The organism is Streptococcus mitis, from assembly GCF_002096735.1.
Lineage (GTDB): Bacteria > Bacillota > Bacilli > Lactobacillales > Streptococcaceae > Streptococcus > Streptococcus mitis_CZ.
This window is the reverse complement of record NZ_NCVC01000017.1, coordinates 80,013-95,567: the sequence shown is the minus strand read 5'-3', so window position 1 is coordinate 95,567 and position 15,555 is coordinate 80,013. Positions and strand designations below refer to the sequence as shown.

Genomic DNA, 15,555 nt, shown 5'->3' with positions numbered 1-15,555 from the left:
TTTTCATTGAGTATAAAATAATCTTCTTCTAGTTTCGCATACAATGGTGAATTTTGTCAAGTTCCAACCAAAAAGAGCCTGAAATTCACTTTCAGGACTCTCCTCTTATTTAATCTTTTCTTCTTCGTAGTCACCATTACTACATACAACCTGCTTGCCACCACCACGGACTTTTTTCTCCATGAGGAAATTGCCACATTTTGGACAGTCACGACCAACAGGCTTATCCCAAGAGGTAAATTCACATTCTGGATAGCGATTGCAACCATAGAAGAGACGGTTACGCTTGGTTTTACGCTCAATGATTTGTCCCTGATGACAACTTGGACACTCAACACCGATTTCTTTCACGATTGCTTGGGTATGACGGCAATCTGGGAAATTGCTACAAGCATAGAACTTACCAAAACGACCAAGTTTAATGACCATTGGACTGCCACACACTTCACAATCAAATCCAGCTGGTTCATCCTTAATCTGGATTTTCTCCATTTCTTCTTCAGCCTTGGCCACTTCTTTGGAGAATGGTTTGTAAAAGGCATCAATGACACGTTGCCACTGCTCTTTTCCGACTTCGACATCATCCAGTTTGCCTTCCATTTCAGCTGTAAAGGTCACGTTTACGATATCTGGGAAATATTCAACGATGAGCTTATTAACAATTTCTCCCAACTCTGTCGGTTCAAAGCGTTTGGCTGCAAGGCGAACATAATAACGTTTCTGAATGGTTTCAATTGTTGGTGCGTAGGTTGACGGACGGCCAACCCCATTTTCCTCCAAGGTCTTGATCAGTGTCGCTTCAGAATAGCGAGCAGGCGGTTGAGTGAAATGTTGCTCTGGTTTGCTATTTACCTGCTTGACTACATCTCCAACAGCCATGTCCGGTAACATCTTATTCTTATCAGAATCATTATAAATGGCAAGATAACCATCAAACTTAACCTGACTACCATTAGCAGCAAATTGAACCCCATTTTGAGACAATTTAACAGCCATAGTATCAAAGACAGCAGCTGTCATCTGACTCGCTACAAAACGATTCCAGATAAGGGTATAAAGCTTGAGCTGATCCTTGTCCAAATACTTAGCAATACTTTCAGGTGTATTAAAGACACTAGACGGACGAATAGCCTCGTGGGCATCCTGAGCTCCTGAAGCATTTTTGACCTTGCTACCATGCTTAGAATACTTGCTACCAAAACGGTCCGTAATGAAACTTGCTGCTTCGTTCTGCGCTACTGGACTGATACGAGTCGAATCGGTACGCATATAGGTAATCAAACCTTGAACACCAGAACCGATATTAATCCCTTCATAAAGCTGTTGGGCAACCATCATGGTTTTTCGAGTACGGAAGTTAATTTTATTGGCAGCATCCATCTGCATAGATGAAGTAGTATAAGGTAATGGAGCATTGCGTTTGCGCTCTTTCTTATCCACCTGATCCACTGAAAAGTCTTTACTAGTCAGACGAGACAAGACTTCCTTGACCTCATCATTGCTAGTCAGTTTCAGCTTTTTGCCATCTACTCCATAGAAGGATGCCTGAAATTGCTTGGTTCCCTTTTTAAAGACACCATCAATTGTCCAGTATTCTTCAGGCTGAAAGACATTAATTTCATTCTCACGGTCAATGATTAACTTAAGCGCAATAGATTGAACGCGCCCTGCTGATAAGCCCTTCTTGACCTTCTTCCACAAAATAGGCGAAATCGAATAGCCTACCAAACGGTCTAGGACACGACGAGCCTGTTGGGCATCGACCAAGTCCATATCAATCTTACGAGGTTCTTTAAAAGCATTTTTGACCGCATCCTTGGTGATTTCATTGAAGACCACACGGTTGGCATCATTTTCATCCAAGTTGAGAATGTGAGCCAAATGCCAAGAAATCGCTTCTCCTTCACGGTCCGGGTCACTCGCCAGAAAGACTTTATTAGCTTTTTTGGCTTCTTTTTTCAAGTCATTGATAAGAGGACCTTTTCCTCGGATATTGATATATTGCGGTTCATAATTATTTTCAATATCGACTGACATACTGGATTTCTTCAAATCACGGATATGGCCGACACTGGCTAAAACCTTGTAGTTTCTGCCGAGGTATTTTTCAATCGTCTTGGCCTTAGCAGGTGACTCCACGATTACTAGATTTTTTTTAACAGTTGATTTTTTCTTTTTTGTTGCCGTAGCCACAGTATCACACCTTTTCAAAGTAATAAACTTTATAAAGTGTAAACCATTTTGCCATAACTGTCAAGACTTAGCTCCTATATATAGAAGAAAAGTTTGTCTAGTAAGCGAACTTTCGTCTTAAAATTCAAATTCCGCAAGAACATCCTGCCCACTGGTGACCAATTTTGCCCCTTCTTGAATCAAATGATGGCAACCGTCTGATAGTCCATCTAAAATGCTACCAGGAATAGCAAAGACATCGCGTCCTTCTTCCATTGCTCGCTCACAGGTAATGAGACTACCTGAGCGCATCTTAGCCTCTGCTACAATCACACCACGGCAAAGTCCAGCAATGATGCGATTACGGGCAGGAAAATGAAATTTTAGAGGTTGTTCGCCTGGTCCATACTCACTGAGAACCAGATGGTCATTGCCGATGTAGTCTTGCAAGCGTTTATTGGCTTTAGGATAAAACACATCCAGACCTGTTCCAATCACTGCAATGCTTTTTCCGCCATTCTGAAGAGCTGCCATATGAGCTGCTGTGTCAATGCCCTTGGCTAATCCACTGACGATAACCAGTTCATTTTCCAATCCTTGAATGACTTTTTCAACTGACTTAGCTCCCTGTTTGCTACAAGCACGACTTCCCACGACCGCTACCTTAGGAAATTTCAAGAGGTCAAGATTTCCCTTGTAAAATAAAAGTACAGGCGCATCGTATATTTCACTCAAATCCCAAGGGTAACAGTCATCTAAAATAGAGAAAGATGGAAATTTTTTAAACTCCTTCTCCAAATGCGCATCGTCTATCTGAAAATAACGTTCCATAAAAACAGCTGGATTTCGGCAACCTGATATATCTGCAATATCACCTAACAACAGTTCTTGATCAACATTTTCACCGTATTCTAGGACATTCAAAATCTGTTGATTGGTCAAACCTGATTTTTTTAACTTATAGATTTCATAGTTTGTGATTTTCATAAATATCTCCATTTCTTTTTCTACTCATCTATTTATTCGTAAAAAATCAAAAAAACATCCGACTATTTCAGCCAGATGTTGGAATCTTTAATTTTCGTTTTTAAGAATTTCTTCTAATTTATGATAGTCTTGGACACTATCAATTTCATAGATGCTATTGCCTTCTAATTCTTCAACATAGACATCTAGCTCTTTGATGTTATCCTTAACCATATTGTCCCAGTAGAGATCAACAAATTCACCACTTGCATAAGCCTTATCGATAAAGCTAACAATCTTTTCTGCAGTTGGAGCATCCCAGAAGGATACACCACTAAGAATGCGACCTGCCTTGCTATCAACAATAATGTCTTGAACCTTGTAGTCATCTCCATAGACCAAGAACCATTCGTTGGTACAATCTTCACGATAAACACTAAAATAAGTCGAACGTGTCAAATCATTGCGGAACATATTTTTAAAGAGATAATTATCGGCATCGATAACATAACTGTTAGCTAATTCTTCTTTTACAAGATAGAGAGAGTAAAAGTTATTGTAGTCAGCGTATTTATCATTGAAAACGAGGCGAACCCCATATTTTTCTTTCAAGTAATCGAATTGTTCTTTAAGGTAACCAACAATGATGATGATGTCATGGATACCTTTTTCTTTGAGAAACTCAATTTGGTATTCAATCAAGGGTTTTTGATTAACCTGAACCAAGGCTTTAGGGGTATTTTCAGTCATAGGACGCAAGCGAGTTCCCAATCCCGCTGCTAAGATGATGGCTTTCACACGAATCTCCTTTATTCTTTAATAATAATATAAACTCCAGCAATAACGACAAGTGACGTAATAATTGTCAGCATATCTAGCGGTGCACCCAAGAAAACAACTGCAAACAAGACAGTCCAAACTACATAACTCACGTTCAAGCCTGTAGCCTTGGCTGGTTGCAAGCGATTGATAGCGATATAATAAGCCAAATAGGAAATCATATCAAAGGCTGCAAAGACAATCATAAGACCTAGCAATTGTCCATTGGCCACTTCTGCAAATGACTGATGAGAGAAGAGCACAATCACAAGATAGGACAAGAATGAAGTTACTTGACGGATTAAGAGGGCTTCGATTTCACTCAATTCACTTTCCATAGCAAAAGAGCTTAGAACACTCTCACTTCCCCATGCAATGGCACAAACTAAAGCACAGAGAATCCCAATGTAGAAGGAATTGACCTGTTCAACCTTATAAGTTTGAGCAATAATCCCTGCAATAATCAAGACAATCCCAAATACAGTATTTTTTGAAATCTTGTGCTTCAAAAAGAAGAAAGCCAATAAAACCGAAATCGCAGGGTAAATAGCCGACACAGATGAAGCTAAGGAACTTCCGATATACTTAACCGCATAAAGATTGGCCTGCATACCGATAGGGCCTGCTAGCAAGGCTCCGATGATCACACTAACATTGCGAATATTTAAGAAAATTGAGAGACGAACTTTTCCTTCTTTTACCAAGAGAAAAGCTAGTAAGATAAAGATACTCAAGAAATCGTGAGCAGCGGCTACCACAAAGGGCGACAAGTCAGTAAAAATTGAAAAGATATAAGCACTAATTGTCAGACCCAACCCCCAGAAAATACCTGAGAGTAGACCAAAAGAAACTCCATTTTTATTTTTCATCTGAACCTCCATAATAGGACAAACCTTTGACAGCTCTTTGGTAACGATTCACACCATAGTCACCAAAATCTGCGCCTTGCTCTTCCTTATAGACTGTCCATAAACTCCAAATAGTATCTTGTAAAATTTTATAGATCGCAATCTTTTCACGAGAGACAGGTGTTTGCTCACTGTCATAGTGAGATAGGAAGGCTTCTTCCTCTTGACGAGTGAATTCAGACTCTAAAAAGAGGGCAGCCAAATCCCACATTGGATCGTTCATTGATGAATATTCCCAGTCAATCAAATAAAGTCGTCCTTGAGGTGATTCGATAAAGTTTTCAGGCACCAAATCGATATGACAAGATTTTCTGTCAACACCTAAGTCAGCCAATCTTTTCTCTAAGGAGAAGACTTCTTCTCGAACAGCTTCATAGTTGGCATACGGGATTTTTTCTTCAATCAAAGATTCGTATTTTTTGATTTCTTCAAAAGGAGCAAATTCTCCTCTTAATTCCTTACCAGAAGCATGAATGGTTTGTAAAATTGGAGCAATTTTATCAAACTTGGTCTTGATTGACGTTGAATCAAGCGTAATCGCAGATTCGATATACTCATTTACTTTGATACCAGCTTCAATATCAAAAAGATAATTTTTTACATCTAAGTCTAAATCCTTTAGTAGTTCAAGATTGTACTTTTCATCTTGACGATTGATCAGCTTTTCTGTCCCTTTACCAAAGAACTTAACGATGTATTGCTTATTTGTTGTTTTGACCAAATAGTTTTGATTGGTCATTCCCCCCAGTTGTTCAACACTGAGGACTTCCTCTTCTTCACTAAGTAGGGAAGAAATTTTCTCTTTAATGATTTTCTCCACAATTAACCTCCAGCACCTATACTTCCCACTTAAACACGGTTTTAAAGGCTGTGTTTAAATCGGTTGCAAAGACACGGTGAATATCTTTAATTTCTCTTACAGGTTCTTCTAGATAAAGGATATTTTTAAGACGATTGGCAAATTTCTTGACTTCCATCATTTGGATTGCATTTTCAAAATCGATGCGACCAGAACGAGAAGATCCAACTAAGAGCAAGCCTTTTTCTAAGGCATCGCGTGTATTGAGATTGACTTTATACTCGCTAACTCCCATCATGAGAATCGTTCCCTGAGGACGAATATAGCGAATCAAGTCATTAATGGCTGGTCCAGTACCATCACCACCACAACACTCAAAAGCGTGGTCAAAGGCCAAATCTTCAGGAATATTGTCAGTAATATAGCATTCTTTGGCAAATGAGAAAAGTTCCAATTTTTCCCAATGACGACCAATAACCACAATCTCTGCTTCTGGCAAAGTATAGTTGATAATATTGGCAACCACAAATGCTAAACTGCCATCTCCGATAACAGCGATTCGGTCCCGCTTGCTATGAGCAAGGGTCAATAAGCGATTCATAGCATGCATACCGACACTGACAAACTCTGTAATGGCTGCAACCGTGTCTTCAATAGCATCATAAGCCACCACACGGTCTTTAGGGAGAGAAACAAACTCTCTCATAAAGCCATCAAAGCCACTAGACAAGAAATGGGTCCCTGTCATGTAGTTTTCATAGAATTCTTCATCACTCTGCATAGGAGGCTGATTCGGAATCATGACAACTTTTTGACCAACTTCGTAGGTTCCTGTAGGGTCAGAAATAACGGTTCCACACGACTCGTGAATCATTGCCATTGGAAGTTTTTTATTCAAAACCTTGGGATCACGTTTCCCCTGGTAGTAACGCTGATCCGCATGACAGACCGCCATATAATTAGGGCGGATGAGGATATGATTCTCTTGGTCAATAGCCTCTTCCTGATATTTGACATTGATAAACTTAGGCTTAGTTAGTTGATAAATTTGATTAATCATTTTACTAGTCTTTCTCAATCATACTTTTTGCAATCTTCAAATCTGTTACGGTTGTAATCTTCAGATTTGAGTATTCACCCTTGGCTAAGGCCACATCTTTTCCTTTGATCACAAAGATTTTACATGCATCTGTCAAAATTTCCTTCTCTTCAGCAGAAAGAGAGCCATAAAGGTCCATGAAGTCCTTGCAACGGAATGTTTGAGGTGTTTGTCCTTGATAGAGGTGAGCACGATTTGGAATATCTGTAATGAATTGACCATTGGTACTTTCAACGATAGTATCTACCGCTTCAACTACTGTGTCCACTGCGTCATGATTTTGCGCAAGTTTGATATTGTCCTGAATCATGCGAAGTGTAATAAATGGACGAACAGAATCGTGGGTAACAACGATATCCTCTGGAGTAAGCGGACGATAAGCATCAATGGCTTCAATGATTTTCTCAATACTTGTATTGCGGTCAGCACCACCCTTTGTAATGATGATACGATCCTTATGAAGAGGTAGATATTTATCTACAAGATCCTCTGCATGTGAAACCCAGTCTCCATGAACCCCAACCATAATTTTTTCAATACTTGGTTCCAAGACAAATTTTTCAATTGTATGAATCAAAATAGGTCGATCGCCTAGCTCTAAAAATTGTTTTGGCAAATTACTAATTCCCATGCGAGTACCAGTTCCACCGGCAAGAATTCCTGCATAAATCATCTATTTTCTCCTTTGTCTTACTAAAAAAACTTATTCTCTCTATTATACCACAATCTAGTCCTATCATGAAAGAAATACCGGACCTCCCTTTCTAGAATAGAAGGATTAAGGAGTTCTATTATTCAAAGAAACTAGTCCATTTCTAGTAGTGGCTAGGAATTCTGTAGTCATTACTAATAAATAGCTGTGAAATTTTAGAGTTCTTCAGAATAATATACTTTCCTTAAAAAAATCTTAAAATTAAGATTTGAAACTTCAAAGTGATTGCTTGACTTACTGCCCTTCATTTCTTATTAGCTAACTTTATGATATAATGAAAAACGAGGTAAATTGAATGAAAAGTATAAAATTAAATGCTCTATCTTATATGGGAATTCGTGTCTTGAATATTATTTTTCCCATCCTAACTGGAACCTACGTCGCGCGTGTCTTGGACCGAACTGACTATGGTTACTTCAACTCAGTTGACACTATTTTGTCATTTTTCTTGCCCTTTGCGACTTATGGGGTCTATAACTACGGTTTACGGGCCATCAGTAATGTCAAGGATAACAAAAAAGATCTGAATAGAACCTTCTCTAGTCTTTTTTATTTGTGCATAGCTTGTACGATTTTGACCACTGCTGTCTATATCCTTGCCTATCCTCTCTTCTTTACAGATAATCCAATCATCAAAAAGGTCTACCTTGTTATGGGGATTCAACTCATTGCCCAGATTTTTTCAATCGAGTGGGTCAATGAAGCTCTGGAAAATTACAGTTTTCTCTTTTACAAGACTGCCTTCATCCGTATCCTGATGCTGATCTCTATATTCCTGTTTGTCAAAAATGAACACGATATTGTTGTCTATACACTTGTGATGAGTTTATCGACACTGATTAACTATCTGATTAGTTATTTTTGGATTAAAAGAGACATTAAGCTTGTTAAGATTCACATAAGTGATTTTAAACCGCTCTTTCTCCCTTTAACAGCCATGTTGGTCTTTGCCAATGCCAATATGCTCTTCACTTTTTTGGATCGTCTCTTCCTCGTTAAAACAGGGATTGATGTCAACGTTAGTTACTACACCATGGCTCAACGAATTGTGACCGTTATAGCTGGTGTTGTAACAGGAGCTATCGGAGTGAGTGTGCCTCGTCTCAGTTACTATCTAGGAAAAGGCGACAAAGAAGCCTATGTTTCTCTGGTTAACAGAGGAAGTCGAATCTTTAACTTCTTTATCATTCCACTCAGTTTCGGACTCATGGTTTTAGGACCAAATGCTATCCTACTTTATGGTAGTGAAAAATATATCGGAGGTGGTATCTTAACCTCTCTCTTCGCTTTTCGTACGATTATCCTGGCACTAGATACCATTCTTGGTTCCCAAATTCTCTTTACAAATGGCTATGAAAAACGTATCACAGTTTACACAGTCTTTGCTGGGCTACTCAATTTAGGCTTAAATAGTCTCCTCTTTTTCAACCATATCGTGGCTCCTGAATACTACCTACTCACAACTATGCTATCAGAGGCCTCTCTACTTGTTTTCTATATCGTTTTCATCCATAGAAAACAACTCATCCACTTAGGACATATCTTCAGCTATACTATTCGATACTCGCTCTTTTCACTTTCCTTTGTAGGAATCTATTTCCTGATTAATTTCTTGTATCCCGTGGATATGGTCATTAATTTGCCATTTTTGATTAATACTGGTTTGATTGTCTTGCTATCAGCCATCTCTTATATTGGTCTACTTGCCTTCACCAAAGATAGCATTTTCTATGAATTTTTAAACCATGTCCTAGCCTTAAAAAATAAATTCAAAAGATCATAGGAGTTTAAAATGAAACAACTATCCATTGAAGATGCCAAACAAATTGAATTAGAAATTTTGGATTATATTGATACTCTCTGTAAAAAGCACAATATCAACTATATTATTAACTACGGTACTCTGATTGGGGCGGTTCGACATCAGGGCTTTATCCCTTGGGACGATGATATTGATCTGTCCATGCCTCGAGAAGACTACCAACGATTTATAAACATTTTTCAAAAGGAAAAAAGCAAATATAAGCTCCTATCCTTAGAAACTGATAAGAACTACTTTAACAACTTTATCAAAATAACAGACAGTACAACTAAAATTATTGATACTCGAAATACAAAAACCTATGAGTCTGGTGTTTTTATCGATATTTTCCCTATGGATCGCTTTGATGATCCTAAGGTCATTGATATTTGTTATAAGCTGGAAAGCTTCAAACTTCTGTCTTTCAGTAAACACAAAAATATTGTCTATAAGGATAGCCTTTTAAAAGATTGGATACGAACAGCCTTTTGGTTGCTCCTGCGACCTGTTTCTCCTCGTTATTTCGCAAATAGAATCGAGAAAGAAATTCAAAAATATAATCGTGAGAATGGTCAGTATATGGCTTTTATCCCTTCTAAATTTAAGGAAAAGGAAGTCTTCCCAAGTGGTACCTTCGATAAAACAATCGATCTCCCCTTTGAGAATTTAAGCCTTCCTGCGCCAGAAAAATTTGATACTATTTTGACACAATTTTATGGAGATTATATGACCCTACCACCGGAAGAAAAACGCTTCTACAGTCATGAATTTCACGCTTACAAATTGGAGGATTAGGATGCAGTATTTAGAAAAAGAAGAAATTAAAGAAATTCAACTAGCCCTGCTAGACTATATTGATGAGACTTGTAAGAAACATGATATTCCTTATTTTCTAAGTTACGGAACCATGCTTGGAGCTATCCGCCACAAAGGTATGATTCCATGGGATGATGATATTGATATTTCTCTCTATCGTGAAGATTATGATCGCTTATTGAAGATTATTGAGGAAGAAGACCATCCACGTTATAAGGTTCTCTCCTACGACACTTCTTCTTGGTACTTCCATAATTTCGCATCGATTTTGGATACTTCTACTGTTATCGAAGACCATGTTAAGTACAAGCGTCATGACACCAGTCTCTTTATCGATGTCTTCCCAATTGATCGCTTTACAGACTTGAGCATTGTCGACAAGAGTTATAAGTATGTAGCCCTTCGTCAACTAGCTTATATCAAAAAATCACGAGCAGTTCACGGTGATAGCAAATTAAAAGATTTTCTAAGATTATGTAGCTGGTACGCCCTCCGAGTGGTCAATCCCCGTTACTTTTACAAGAAAATTGATCAGCTAGTTAAAAATGCTGCAACCAATACTCCTCAATATGAAGGAGGAATTGGGATTGGTAAGGAAGGTATGAAAGAAGTCTTCCCAGTTGATACCTTTAAAGAACTCATCTTAACTGAGTTTGAAGGTCGTATGTTGCCCGTCCCTAAAAAATATGATCAATTTTTAACCCAGATGTATGGGGATTATATGACACCACCATCAAAGGAAATGCAAGAATGGTATAGTCATAGTATTAAAGCTTATCGCAAAAGCTGATTAAGCAGTAGTTTACAAGAAAAAATATAACAAAAAAGAGAAGATCGTTATACCTTCTCTTTTTTCTATTTAAATTGCTTCTGTGACAAAACTACGGCTTTCAAGTACTTTAAGCATGGCATTAGCTGTATCTAGGGCTGTAAAGAGGGGCACTCCGTGTTCAATAGCTGAACGGCGAATCTGCTCACCATCTTCGTCTGCAGTTCGTTTTGTTCCAACTGTGTTAATGATAGCTTGAATTCTTCCTTTACGAACAAAACTTGGAATATCCTTATCGTCATCACCAATCTTACCAACAGGTTGGGCTTGCAATCCATGACTGGCAAAGAAGGCTGCTGTCCCTTCTGTCGCGAGGATTCCATAGCCAATATTTTGGAAACGACGAGCCAAGTCCAAGGCTTCTTCTTTGGCATCATCAGCGATGGTAAATACAACGTTACCAAAAGTTGGCAAATGCAGGTAAGAAGCTTCAAAGGCTTTATAGAGAGCTTTTTCCAAAGTCGTATCAGAACCCATAACTTCACCTGTTGACTTCATTTCAGGACCAAGCAAGCTGTCTACCTTAGCTAGTTTGGTAAAGGAGAAGACTGGCGCCTTGATATGAACGCGAGTGCTTTCTGGATAAAGACCATCTTGGTAGCCAAGTTCTTCAAGTTTTTGACCAAGAATGAGCTTGGTTGCTACTTGAGCCATAGGGATATTGGTCACTTTAGAAAGAAATGGAACCGTACGGCTGGCACGTGGATTGACCTCAATAACGTAGACTTTTTCATCCTTGATAACAAACTGGATGTTCATCATTCCAAGGCAGTTAAGACCGATTGCTAGGCGTTTAGTATAGTCTGCGATTGTTTCTTGTACCTTTTGCGACAAGGTTTGTGGTGGGTAAACGGCCATTGAGTCACCTGAGTGGACACCAGCACGTTCGATATGCTCCATGATACCAGGAATGAGTACATTTTTACCATCTGAAATGGCATCGACTTCACACTCTTGTCCGACGATATAAGAGTCAACAAGAACAGGGTGGTCTGGACTTGCCTTAACCGCAGTACGCATATAAGAACGAAGGTCTTCTTCGTTTTCAACGATTTCCATAGCACGTCCACCTAAAACATAAGATGGACGGACTAAGACTGGGAAACCAATCTTGCGAGCCGCAAGCACTGCTTCTTCTTCATTGGTAGCAGTTTGTCCTGGTGGCTGTGGAATATCCAAATCTTTAAGAGCTTGCTCGAAGAGGTCGCGGTCTTCGGCACGGTCTAGGTCAGCAACCTGTGTACCAAGGATGGTCACACCTGCTTTTGCCAATGGCTCCGCAAGGTTGATGGCTGTTTGACCACCGAACTGAACGATAACGCCCTTTGGTTGCTCCAAGTCGATGACATTCATAACATCTTCGAATGTCAATGGCTCAAAGTAAAGCTTATCTGATACAGAGAAGTCTGTAGAAACGGTCTCTGGGTTTGAGTTCATGATGATAGCTTCATAACCAGCTGCCTGGATAGCCTTAACAGAGTGAACGGTTGCGTAGTCAAACTCAACCCCTTGACCGATACGGATTGGACCAGAACCTAGAACTAGAACGGATTCCTTATCAGACTTGATAGACTCGTTTTCCCATCCATAGGTTGAATAGAAGTATGGTGTTTCAGAGTCAAACTCTGCCGCACAAGTATCGACCATCTTGTAAACAGGAACAATCTTGTTTTCCAAACGAAGTTGGCGAACTTGGTCAGCTGTAGTATTCCAGAGTTCAGCAATCTTACGGTCTGAAAATCCATTCAATTTTGCAGTTTTCAAAACTTCAAGATCTTGTGGATGGGCACCCAACTCCTGCTCAATTTCAAAGATATGTAGGAGTTTATCGAGATAAAAGATATCAATTTTTGTAAGCTCTGCAATTTCTTCTGGTGTGTAGCCACGACGAATGGCTTCTGATACATAGAAGAGACGATCATCTTGGGCTTTCACAACCTTTTCAATCAAAGAATCATCAGAAACTGATGCAAGTTCAGGCATTTCATTGTGGTGTACCCCAATTTCAAGGGAGCGGCAAGCCTTAAGGAGAGATTCTTCGATGTTACGACCAATCGCCATTACTTCCCCAGTCGCCTTCATCTGGGTACCAAGACGGCGCTCACCCTTTTCAAACTTGTCAAATGGGAAACGAGGAATCTTGGCAACCACGTAGTCAAGGGCTGGTTCAAACATGGCATAGGTTGAACCCGTGACTGGGTTGATGACCTCATCCAAGGTCAAACCGACGGCAATCTTAGCAGCCAATTTGGCAATTGGGTAACCTGTCGCCTTAGATGCCAGGGCTGAAGAACGCGACACACGAGGGTTTACTTCGATGACATAATACTTGAAACTGTGTGGGTCAAGAGCTAGCTGAACATTACATCCACCTTCAATCTTAAGGGCACGAATAATGCTCAAGCTCGCGTCACGTAGCATTTGGTTTTCATAGTCTGACATGGTTTGGGCAGGGGCAAATACGATGGAATCCCCTGTGTGAATCCCAACTGGGTCAAAGTTTTCCATGTTACAAACAACCAAAGCATTATCAGCTGAGTCACGCATAACTTCGTATTCGATTTCCTTGAAACCTGCGATTGAACGCTCAATCAAACATTGGGTCACGGGTGACAATTTCAATCCATTTTCAGCGATTTCACGCAATTCTTCCTCATTAGCACACATACCACCACCAGTACCACCAAGTGTAAAGGCTGGACGAACGATGACTGGGTATCCAATTGTTGCTGCAAAGGCAACAGCTTCTTCAACAGTGTTTACAATTTCAGATTCTGGAATGGGTTGTTCCAATTCTTCCATCAATTGTTTAAAGAGGTCACGATCTTCAGCTTGGTCAATGGCAGATAATTTAGTTCCCAGAAGCTCAACACCAAGCTCATCAAGGATACCATTTTTAGACAATTCCATGGCCATATTAAGACCAGTTTGCCCACCGAGTGTTGGTAGCAAGGCATCTGGACGCTCCTTACGAAGAATACGTGTCACAAACTCAAGTGTAATTGGTTCAATATAAACCTTATCAGCAATTTCCTTGTCCGTCATGATGGTTGCAGGGTTTGAGTTAACCAAGACAACCTCATAACCTTCCTCTTTCAACGACAAGCAAGCCTGGGTCCCAGCGTAGTCAAACTCAGCAGCCTGACCAATAATAATCGGACCAGAACCAATCACCATAATTTTTTGAATATCAGTACGTTTAGGCATAGTTTATGATACAAAGCCCGTAAAGAACACAGCGAAAATAGGAAACTCGGTGCAGACGCCTTCAGCATCAAGACGATGTTTATCTTTTTCACACAGTTCTTAGGGCGTGTTCACTTAAGCGAACAATGTATCTTCTCCTTTCTATTCGGCAACTCTCGGGTTGCCATTAAATAAATTCTCCGACGATTTTTTAGCGAAACGATACTTTTCGGTAAAAAATCTAGTGCAGGGAGTTTTTAGTTCGCCTAATAGCGACTAAAAGAAACGACCTGCCTTTCTATTCGTCGCCTCTCAGGGCGACATTAAATAAATTCTCCGACGAGCTTTTACTCGTTCTTAGTTTGATTGTTTAAAAGCTTCCATCATCTCGATAAACTCGTCAAATAGGTAGCTAGCGTCGTGTGGACCAGGGGCTGCATCTGGATGGTATTGAACAGAGAAAGCAGGTTGGTATCTGTGACGCACACCTTCAACTGACTTGTCATTGATTTCTTCGTGGGTAATGATCAAGTGCTCTGGCAAATCCTCACGACTGACTGCATAACCATGGTTCTGACTTGTAAAATCCACACGTCCTGTAGCAATTTCACGTACTGCATGGTTGAATCCACGGTGTCCAAATTTCATCTTGTAGGTCTTAGCACCATTTGCCATTGCAAAGAGTTGATGCCCCATACAGATACCAAAGATTGGAATTTTTCCTTGCACACCACGAATCATGTCCAGTGCTTGGGGAACATCTTCTGGATTTCCCGGTCCATTTGACAACATCACTCCGTCAGGATTGAGATGGAGAATTTCTTCCGCTGTTGTTGAATAAGGAACAACCGTAACGTTACAGTTACGCTTAGAAAGTTCACGTAAGATTGAGTGCTTGAGACCAAAGTCCACTAGCACCACACTCAAACCAACTCCTGGAGCTGGATATGAAGTTTTAGTAGAAACCTGCTTGATATTATCTGTCGGCAAGACTGTTGCTTGGAGCTGGTCAGTTACATGATCCATACTGTCCCCAACATGGGTCAAGGTTGCACGCATGGTACCATGCTTACGGATAATTTTTGTCAGAGCACGGGTATCAATTCCTGAAATACCAGGAATTTTTTTAGCTTTCAAAAATTCATCCAAGGTCATTTGATTGCGCCAGTTACTAGCTCTACGTGCTTCTTCGAAAACGACAACTCCCTTACAAGTTGGAATAATGGATTCGTAATCATCACGGTTAATTCCATAATTTCCTACCAAAGGATAAGTAAAGGTCAAGATTTGTCCATTATAAGACTGGTCTGTAATGGATTCTTGGTAGCCGGTCATGCCTGTATTAAAGACAATTTCACCAGTTACATCAATATCTGCTCCGAAGGCTTTGCCTTCAAAAACTGTGCCATCTTCTAATACTAGAAGTCTTTTTGTCATATTTTCACCTC

The 15,555-nt window shown here is 39.8% G+C and carries 12 protein-coding genes; 3 read left to right on the top strand and 9 right to left on the bottom strand.

Going from position 1 to position 15,555, the window contains the following annotated elements; all coding sequences use genetic code 11:
- Positions 1-105: 105 nt before the first annotated feature.
- The 7 genes from topA to B7703_RS07495 all read right to left on the bottom strand — a co-directional run bounded on the left by topA (position 106) and on the right by B7703_RS07495 (position 7,436).
- Entirely contained in the window at positions 106-2,193 is a 2,088-nt protein-coding gene (topA, locus tag B7703_RS07525; RefSeq protein WP_020902794.1) for a type I DNA topoisomerase, read from the bottom strand.
- A gap of 117 nt (positions 2,194-2,310) precedes the next feature.
- Positions 2,311-3,159, bottom strand: coding sequence for a DNA-processing protein DprA (gene dprA / locus B7703_RS07520; protein ID WP_060628151.1), 849 nt, complete (start codon positions 3,157-3,159; stop codon positions 2,311-2,313).
- An 87-nt stretch (positions 3,160-3,246) separates the two neighbouring features.
- Positions 3,247-3,936: a CTP--phosphocholine cytidylyltransferase gene (locus B7703_RS07515; RefSeq protein ID WP_020902399.1), complete on the bottom strand. Its 690-nt coding sequence runs from the start codon at positions 3,934-3,936 to the stop codon at positions 3,247-3,249.
- A gap of 11 nt (positions 3,937-3,947) precedes the next feature.
- Positions 3,948-4,826: a DMT family transporter gene (locus B7703_RS07510; protein ID WP_000791828.1), complete on the bottom strand. Its 879-nt coding sequence runs from the start codon at positions 4,824-4,826 to the stop codon at positions 3,948-3,950.
- Positions 4,816-5,685, bottom strand: coding sequence for a choline kinase LicA (licA, locus tag B7703_RS07505; RefSeq protein ID WP_020902791.1), 870 nt, complete (start codon positions 5,683-5,685; stop codon positions 4,816-4,818). The genes B7703_RS07510 and licA overlap by 11 nt, the downstream gene beginning before the upstream one ends.
- A gap of 16 nt (positions 5,686-5,701) precedes the next feature.
- A complete protein-coding gene (locus tag B7703_RS07500) occupies positions 5,702-6,724 on the bottom strand; it encodes a ribitol-5-phosphate dehydrogenase (RefSeq protein WP_000609896.1) in 1,023 nt (340 codons plus the stop codon).
- A gap of 4 nt (positions 6,725-6,728) precedes the next feature.
- The gene (locus B7703_RS07495) at positions 6,729-7,436 is read right to left on the bottom strand and encodes an IspD/TarI family cytidylyltransferase (RefSeq protein ID WP_060628142.1); all 708 of its coding nucleotides are present in this window, start codon (positions 7,434-7,436) and stop codon (positions 6,729-6,731) included.
- 334 nt (positions 7,437-7,770) lie between these two features.
- Between B7703_RS07495 and tacF the strand changes: the two genes are divergently transcribed.
- From tacF to B7703_RS07480, 3 genes are read left to right on the top strand one after another with little or no spacing between them, the layout of a single operon-like run.
- A complete protein-coding gene (tacF, locus tag B7703_RS07490) occupies positions 7,771-9,258 on the top strand; it encodes a type IV teichoic acid flippase TacF (protein WP_060628138.1) in 1,488 nt (495 codons plus the stop codon).
- A 9-nt stretch (positions 9,259-9,267) separates the two neighbouring features.
- A complete protein-coding gene (locus B7703_RS07485; RefSeq protein WP_084924264.1) occupies positions 9,268-10,071 on the top strand; it encodes a LicD family protein in 804 nt (267 codons plus the stop codon).
- A 1-nt stretch (position 10,072) separates the two neighbouring features.
- The gene (locus B7703_RS07480; RefSeq protein ID WP_084924262.1) at positions 10,073-10,882 is read left to right on the top strand and encodes a LicD family protein; all 810 of its coding nucleotides are present in this window, start codon (positions 10,073-10,075) and stop codon (positions 10,880-10,882) included.
- 69 nt (positions 10,883-10,951) lie between these two features.
- Here B7703_RS07480 and carB read toward each other — a convergent pair whose 3' ends face one another.
- A complete protein-coding gene (gene carB / locus B7703_RS07475) occupies positions 10,952-14,128 on the bottom strand; it encodes a carbamoyl-phosphate synthase large subunit (RefSeq protein ID WP_084924261.1) in 3,177 nt (1,058 codons plus the stop codon).
- Between the two features lie 336 nt (positions 14,129-14,464).
- The gene (locus B7703_RS07470) at positions 14,465-15,544 is read right to left on the bottom strand and encodes a carbamoyl phosphate synthase small subunit (protein WP_000166853.1); all 1,080 of its coding nucleotides are present in this window, start codon (positions 15,542-15,544) and stop codon (positions 14,465-14,467) included.
- Positions 15,545-15,555 lie beyond the last annotated feature (11 nt).

Bases quoted from the DNA above. Each gene is read 5' to 3' on its own strand.
- B7703_RS07495 (WP_060628142.1), bottom strand. From the start codon at position 7,436: ATGATTTATGCAGGAATTCTTGCCGGTGGAACTGGTACTCGCATGGGA.
- B7703_RS07480 (WP_084924262.1), top strand. From the start codon at position 10,073: ATGCAGTATTTAGAAAAAGAAGAAATTAAAGAAATTCAACTAGCCCTG.
- B7703_RS07500 (WP_000609896.1), bottom strand. From the start codon at position 6,724: ATGATTAATCAAATTTATCAACTAACTAAGCCTAAGTTTATCAATGTC.
- B7703_RS07485 (WP_084924264.1), top strand. From the start codon at position 9,268: ATGAAACAACTATCCATTGAAGATGCCAAACAAATTGAATTAGAAATT.
- B7703_RS07510 (WP_000791828.1), bottom strand. From the start codon at position 4,826: ATGAAAAATAAAAATGGAGTTTCTTTTGGTCTACTCTCAGGTATTTTC.
- B7703_RS07470 (WP_000166853.1), bottom strand. From the start codon at position 15,544: ATGACAAAAAGACTTCTAGTATTAGAAGATGGCACAGTTTTTGAAGGC.
- carB (WP_084924261.1), bottom strand. From the start codon at position 14,128: ATGCCTAAACGTACTGATATTCAAAAAATTATGGTGATTGGTTCTGGT.
- dprA (WP_060628151.1), bottom strand. From the start codon at position 3,159: ATGAAAATCACAAACTATGAAATCTATAAGTTAAAAAAATCAGGTTTG.
- tacF (WP_060628138.1), top strand. From the start codon at position 7,771: ATGAAAAGTATAAAATTAAATGCTCTATCTTATATGGGAATTCGTGTC.